We start from the raw sequence: 6661 nt of genomic DNA, 5'->3' as shown, positions 1-6661 counted from the left end.
TTATCAAACTTAGAAAATATAAAATAAATAAAAAAGAATATAATATAAAATCTGACCCGAGATATTTAATAAATTTAGAAATTGGAGATACAAAATCAGATCCAATATTAAACAATATTAAAGTTATATCTAGAAACTTTTCCAATAATGTTTTAAATATAGGATTGGTTTCTAAAACGGGTGATTATAATTTTAAATTTAAAAGAGCTTAGTCATTAGTCTCTAAATAATCAACAAAAACTTGTTCATCAGTATTTGTTAAAAAGCAAAGCTCTTTTATAAGACTATTTCTAAGGTCGATGAAATCTTCTAAATTGGTATTTTCATAAGTATATTCTAATGCTTTAATAACAAGCAATAAATCTCTTTTAGATAGTGCATCAATGGATACTTTGTCAAACAATTTCATACAATACTTCCTTTCATATATAATTTAGTGATTTAAGAAATTTATAATATGATATAATTCTACAATAATATAAAAAAACCTTCTTTTTATACATAATGTTAGAAAAAATAGTACATGTAATATTTTAACAAAAAATAGGTAATTATAGCTAATAAAATTAAAAAAGAGGTGATTTAGTTGAAAATACTTTTAACAACATTAAATTCAAAATTTATACATACAAACTTAGCGATAAGATATTTAAACCAAATGGTTAAAGATATTGAAGATATAGATGTAGATATAAGAGAATATACAATAAATAACGAATTAGATTTCATATTAAAAGATATATATGTTAATAATTATGATGTAATATTATTCTCAACTTATATATGGAATGTAAATGATATAGTAAAAATATGTAATAACTTAAAAAAGGTTAATAAAAACGTTAAAATTGCATTAGGTGGACCTGAAGTAACTTATGATAGCGAAGAGTCTATGAAAAAATATGATTTTGTAGACTACATACTTTATGGAGAAGGAGAACTTGTATTTAGAGACTTTGTAAAATTTCTAAAAGGAGATATTGATATAAAAGATGTAAATGGGATTGTTTATAGAAATAATGGAGATATAGTAAAAAACAAACCTATGAAAGATATAGAAAACTTAGACATAATACCTAGCCCTTATGTAGATTTAAATAAAGCAGAATATGAAAATAGAATAGTGTATTATGAAACATCTAGAGGATGTCCTTTTAATTGTCAATATTGCTTATCTTCTACATTACAAGGGCTTAGGTATTTTAGTATAGATAGAGTAAAAAGCGATTTAAAGGCACTTATAGATGCTAGAGTATCTCAAATAAAATTTATAGATAGAACTTTCAATGCAAATAAAAAATTTGCAATGGAAATAATGCAGTTTTTAATGGAAAATGATAATGACTATACAACATATCATTTTGAAGTTACAGCTCATTTATTAACTGAAGACATGCTAGAGTTTTTAAAGGAATGTAAAGAAGGTCTATTCCAATTTGAGATTGGAGTACAAACTACAAATGAAAAAGTATTAGAAGCGGTAGGAAGAAGAGATGACTTCAGTAAACTTTCATACGTGGTTCAAAAAATAGCTTCATATAGAAATATACACCAGCACTTAGATTTAATAGCTGGCTTACCGTATGAGGATTATAATAGTTTTGAAAACTCATTTAATGATGTTTTTAACTTAGGTATAGAGCATCTGCAATTAGGTTTTTTAAAGATGATAAAAGGAACGGGAATAAGAAACAATGCAGATGAACATGAATTTAGATATAAAGATTATCCACCTTATGAAGTTTTATATAACAAATATATAACATATAATGAGATTTTAAAGTTAAAAGATATAGAAGAAATACTGGAAAGATATTTTAACTCAAAGAACTTTGTTCTTTCGATGAGATATATAATTCATAATTACTACAAAGAAAGTCCATTTAAATTCTTTGAAGATTTTGCAACTTACTTTGATAAAAATGGATACTTTAATATGTCTCAAGGTAAAAATCAATTATACAAAATACTATTAGATTTTTACACTGAAAAAATCAATAAGAATATAGAACTATTTACTGAAATTATAAAATATGACTATATATCTTTAGGAAAAACATCGAACGTACCAGGGTTTATGAGTAAGATAGAAGTTGAAGATTTTAAAAATAGATGTCATTTATTTTTACAAAACGAAGAAAATATATTAAAATATATACCTAGATTTGAAAATACTCCTGCTAAGCAAATAATAAAGCATGTACATTTTGAGCCTTTTAAGTATGATATATTAAAATTAAAAGAAAACATAAAGGCTGACTTAGATAAAAAAGATAGTATAGTGTTATTTGTTTATGATGATAAAAAGGTGTTTGAGAAATCTAAATCATACACAGTAGAGATATAGGAGGTAAATATGAAGTTTAGAGTTGAAAAATATATATTAAAAAAAGCTGAAGAATTAGCATTTTTAAAAATTAAAAATGGAGCAGATTTTAATTTAAAAGGGTACACATTCCCGAAAGAGGGGTTAGATGTGCCTATAAAAAATGATGTATTAGTTAAAGGAATAAAAACTAACACAGCTCAAGATGGGTTAAGTTCTATGTCTATTGCAGATGCAATGATATACATAATGGGAATTGATAGCAATTTTAAATACAATGATGAATATAAAAAGTTTCTTAAAGCTATTGAAGAGAATTTAGATCTAGATTTAAAAGCATATATGGGTTATATGTCTAGAAAGTACTTTGAAGTTGGAGATTATACAGATTCTCTAATATATCTAAAGTGTAGTGTAGCTTTATATCCAGATGATATTAATTCACTGTACCATTATGCAATAGTATGCCAAGAGTTAGCTAAGCAGCATCAAAAAAATGGCGATGAGAAGCCGATGGAAGCATTTCTATTAGATGCAATAGAAGCTTTAGAGAAAGTTAGAGATTTAGATGAATCATTTGCACTTGCTCATTATCATTTAGGTTATCATTATTACAACCAAAATCAATATATAAAAACTAAGGTTACTTGGGAAGAAGCTATAAAATTAGGGTTGCCTGAAGACTTTATGGCTGAGATACAAGAAATTTTCGGGAAAATGGATTTTAAAGTTCAGTACGAAGAAGGGTATAATTTAGTATTCCAAGGTAAAAATGAAGAGGCCTTAGAAAAATTATTACCATTAGCTGATGAGCATGGTGATTGGTGGAACTTATTATTTATGATAGGATTAGCTTATAGAAATATGAATGATGTAGGACAAGCTAAGAAATATTTTGAAAAAATACTTATAATAAGACCAAATCAAGTAGATACTTTAGTTGAATTAGGGCTTTGCGAAGCATCTAGTTATAATATGAAAGGTGCTATAGAATACTTTGAAAAGGCAGCAAAATTAAAGAAAGAAGATCCCGAAATACTTTGCAATTTAGGTATGGCATATCTAAATGATGGAGATTTAGATAATGCTACTTACTATATAGAAAGAGCATATGAAATAGATCCACAAGACGAAGTTACACTTGCTTGTTTAAGAGAGTTAAATAACTTTAGATAATATAATAAAAAAAGCTATAAAGATTAAATCTTTATAGCTTTTTTTTATTATTAAAAGGAGTAAATAAAGCTATGTCAAATAGATTAATTGTAGCTTAAAAAATTTATACACATATTTAGAATAGGGCAAAAGTAAAGATATAAGGAGGAGTTACAATGATCAACAGCTTAGAAGACATAATAAAGGAATTAAAGGTAAACAAAAAAGTTAAATTAGCAGTAGCAGCAGCCCAAGATGAAGAAGTTTTACATGCTGTTTTGGATGCAATGAATATGAATATAATAGATCCGATTTTAATAGGAAATTTAGAAAAGATAAAGTTAATAGCTAAAGATCTAGGTTTAAATTTGGAAAAAACTGAAATGATTGAAGCTGAAAGCTACGAAGAGTGCGCAGAAATTGCAGTTAAATTAGTAAGTAGCAAAAAAGCAGATTTTTTAATGAAAGGATTATTAGATACATCCATACTATTAAAACAGGTTTTAAATAAAGAGTATGGACTAAGAACTGATAGTTTACTAAGTCATGTAATGATATATGAAGTACCAAATTATCACAAATTGTTAATACTAACTGACGGGGGTATGAACATAAGTCCTAATTATGAGCAAAAAGAAAAAATAGTTTTAAATGCAATAAAAGCTTGTGAGTCTCTTAATATTGATAATATAAAAATTGCAGCATTAGCTGCTAAGGAAAAAGTAAATGAAAAGATGCAGGCAACTATAGATGCTAAAAAGTTGCAAGATGCAAGTGAAGCTGGAATCTTTGGATCAAATGTTACCCTAGAAGGGCCCTTGGCATTTGATCTAGCTGTATCAAAAGAGGCATCTAAAGTAAAAGGTTTTAAAAGTAAAATTTCAGGGGATGTAGATGTAATCTTAGTACCTACAATAGAAGTTGGAAACGGAATAGGGAAATCGTTATCGTATTTTTCGAATGCAAAATCTGCAGGAGTTATAATGGGGGCTAAAAGCCCAATTGTACTTGTTTCAAGGGCTGACAGCCATGAATCAAAGCTATACTCTATAGCATATGGAGCATTAATAGCTATGAAAGCTAGATAATATGTAAATTTTGTTAAAAAATTGCCTAAATTATAGTGAAAGTATGCCATATAATTGCTATAATTTAGGTAATTAATAAATATAAAATGCGGCAATGAATGTAGCTTATACAAAACAAAATACTTCTCTTAATTAAATTTATAAAAAGGGGATAGATATATGAGTGAAAAAATATGGTCAATTGATTTAAATACTCAGCTTATGTTAGAGAAGGCTAAAAAAGATGGAGTAGAAACAGCGTTTGATAGAAAGGCTGCTATGAAAGCTGCCTGTGGATTTGGATTACAAGGAAATTGTTGTAGAATATGTGCAATGGGACCTTGTAGAATAACTCCAAAAACACCAAGAGGTATATGTGGAGCAGATGCAGACACTATAGTTGGAAGAAACTTTGCAAGAATGGTAGCTGGAGGGGCAGCAGCTCACTCTGACCATGCAAGAGATATAGCACACACAATGGCACTTGCTAGTCCAGATGGAAATTATAAAATAAGAGATGAAAAAAAACTATTAGATTTAGCGACAGAATGGGGAGTTGCTACAGAAGATAGAGATATATATGATATAGCTCATGAGGTAGCAGATGTAGCTTTAATGGAATTTGGTAAACCTCATGGAACATTAAGATTCTTAGAAAGAGCACCTAAACAAAGACAAGAAGTTTGGGAAAAATATAAAATTAAACCAAGAGCTATAGATAGAGAGATTGTAACAATAATGCACTCTACACATATAGGCTGTACATCAGACTTAGATAGTTTAATACATATGAGTATGAGAACATCTTTAGCAGATGGTTGGGGTGGATCTATGATAGGAACACGTTTTAGTGATATCTTATTTGGAACACCTATACCAAGAGAAACAGAAGCAAACTTAGGAGTATTAGAAAATAATAAAGTAAATATAATATTACATGGTCATGAACCTTCACTATCAGAGATGGTAGTATTAGCTGCAGAAGATCCAGAAATGATAGCTTTAGCAAAAGAGGTTGGAGCTGAAGGTATTAACTTAGCAGGAATGTGCTGTACAGCTAATGAGGTTACTATGAGACATGGAGTTAAGATGGCTGGAAACTTCCATCAACAAGAATTGGCAATTTTAACTGGAGCAGTTGAAGCTGTTATAGTAGACGTTCAATGTATATTCCCAGCACTAGCATCATTATCAGATTGCTATCACACTAAATTCATAACAACATCACCAAAAGCAAAAATCACAGGAGCAACTCACATAGAATTCAACGAAGAAGAAGCATTAGAATCAGCAAAAGGTATAGTAAAAGAAGCTATATTAAACTATAAAAATAGAAAAGCAGAAAAAGTATTTATACCAGAGGGGAAATCGTTCGCAACGGTTGGATATAGTATAGAAGCTATATTATCTCAATTAGATAGAGTTGTGAACTCACAAATAGATGAACCAGGAACTATAAAACCATTAGTAGACTGTCTAAAATCTGGAGTTTTAAGAGGAGCAGTTGGTATAGTAGGATGTAATAACCCTAAAACAGTAGGTGATGAAGGTCACATAACTGTAATGAAGGAATTAATAAAAAATGACATAATAGTAGTTGCAACAGGATGTGCAGCTCAAGCAGCAGCTAAACATGGATTATTAAGCAAAGATGCTAGAAAATTAGCAGGTAAAGGATTAGCTACAGTTTGTGAATTAGCAGATATACCGCCAGTACTTCACATGGGTTCATGTGTTGATATAAGTCGTATATTAGAAGTTGTAGCAGCTTGTGCTAGCTATTTAGATTTAGATATGAATGATCTTCCAGTAGCTGGGGTTGCACCAGAGTGGATGTCAGAAAAAGCTGTTGCAATAGCATGCTACGTTGTATCTTCAGGAATAGATACATTCTTAGGTGTTATGCCTCCTGTTGGTGGTTCTGCTAATATGGTAGAAAAATTAACTAATACAATTACTGAGCATGTAGGAGCTAAGTTTGCAGTACATGAAAACCCACAAGAGTTAGCAAGTGCAATAGTAAACAATATAGAATCTAAACGTCCTCATTTTGAAGAGGTAGTATACGAGAAAAATAATAAAAAAGTTACAGCAGAAGCTTAAAAAATAAAAA

General features: G+C 29.2%; 5 protein-coding genes and 1 pseudogene. 5 read left to right on the top strand and 1 reads right to left on the bottom strand.

Annotated features, from left to right (window positions below):
• Positions 1 to 212, top strand: a pseudogene (locus RWY47_RS09940) (hypothetical protein); the annotation flags it as partial.
• On the opposite strand, the gene RWY47_RS09935 reads toward RWY47_RS09940, so the two are convergent.
• A complete protein-coding gene (locus RWY47_RS09935; RefSeq protein ID WP_021428472.1) occupies positions 209 to 409 on the bottom strand; it encodes a hypothetical protein in 201 nt (66 codons plus the stop codon). The pseudogene RWY47_RS09940 and the gene RWY47_RS09935 overlap by 4 nt on opposite strands.
• Positions 410 to 586: 177 nt before the next feature.
• On the opposite strand from RWY47_RS09935, the gene RWY47_RS09930 reads away from it, so the two are divergent.
• From RWY47_RS09930 to cooS, 4 genes are all read left to right on the top strand, one after another.
• Positions 587 to 2347, top strand: coding sequence for a B12-binding domain-containing radical SAM protein (locus tag RWY47_RS09930; RefSeq protein WP_224170644.1), 1761 nt, complete (start codon positions 587 to 589; stop codon positions 2345 to 2347).
• 9 nt (positions 2348 to 2356) lie between these two features.
• Positions 2357 to 3502, top strand: a complete 1146-nt coding sequence (locus tag RWY47_RS09925) for a tetratricopeptide repeat protein (protein ID WP_224170645.1) — start codon at positions 2357 to 2359, stop codon at positions 3500 to 3502.
• A gap of 155 nt (positions 3503 to 3657) precedes the next feature.
• Positions 3658 to 4569, top strand: coding sequence for a bifunctional enoyl-CoA hydratase/phosphate acetyltransferase (locus tag RWY47_RS09920; protein ID WP_150841924.1), 912 nt, complete (start codon positions 3658 to 3660; stop codon positions 4567 to 4569).
• Positions 4570 to 4728: 159 nt separating this feature from the next.
• A complete protein-coding gene (cooS, locus tag RWY47_RS09915) occupies positions 4729 to 6651 on the top strand; it encodes an anaerobic carbon-monoxide dehydrogenase catalytic subunit (protein ID WP_021428464.1) in 1923 nt (640 codons plus the stop codon).
• Positions 6652 to 6661: the final 10 nt, after the last annotated feature.

This window comes from Paraclostridium sp. MRS3W1, assembly GCF_032465715.1.
In the GTDB taxonomy this organism is placed as follows: Bacteria; Bacillota; Clostridia; order Peptostreptococcales; family Peptostreptococcaceae; genus Paraclostridium; species Paraclostridium dentum.
The sequence above is the reverse complement of the archived record's forward strand: the minus strand, read 5'-3'. Positions and strand labels throughout refer to the sequence as shown.

Excerpts from the sequence above, each read along its gene's own strand:
- RWY47_RS09935 (WP_021428472.1), bottom strand. The coding sequence starts at position 409 with ATGAAATTGTTTGACAAAGTATCCATTGATGCACTATCTAAAAGAGAT.
- RWY47_RS09925 (WP_224170645.1), top strand. The coding sequence starts at position 2,357 with ATGAAGTTTAGAGTTGAAAAATATATATTAAAAAAAGCTGAAGAATTA.
- RWY47_RS09920 (WP_150841924.1), top strand. The coding sequence starts at position 3,658 with ATGATCAACAGCTTAGAAGACATAATAAAGGAATTAAAGGTAAACAAA.
- cooS (WP_021428464.1), top strand. The coding sequence starts at position 4,729 with ATGAGTGAAAAAATATGGTCAATTGATTTAAATACTCAGCTTATGTTA.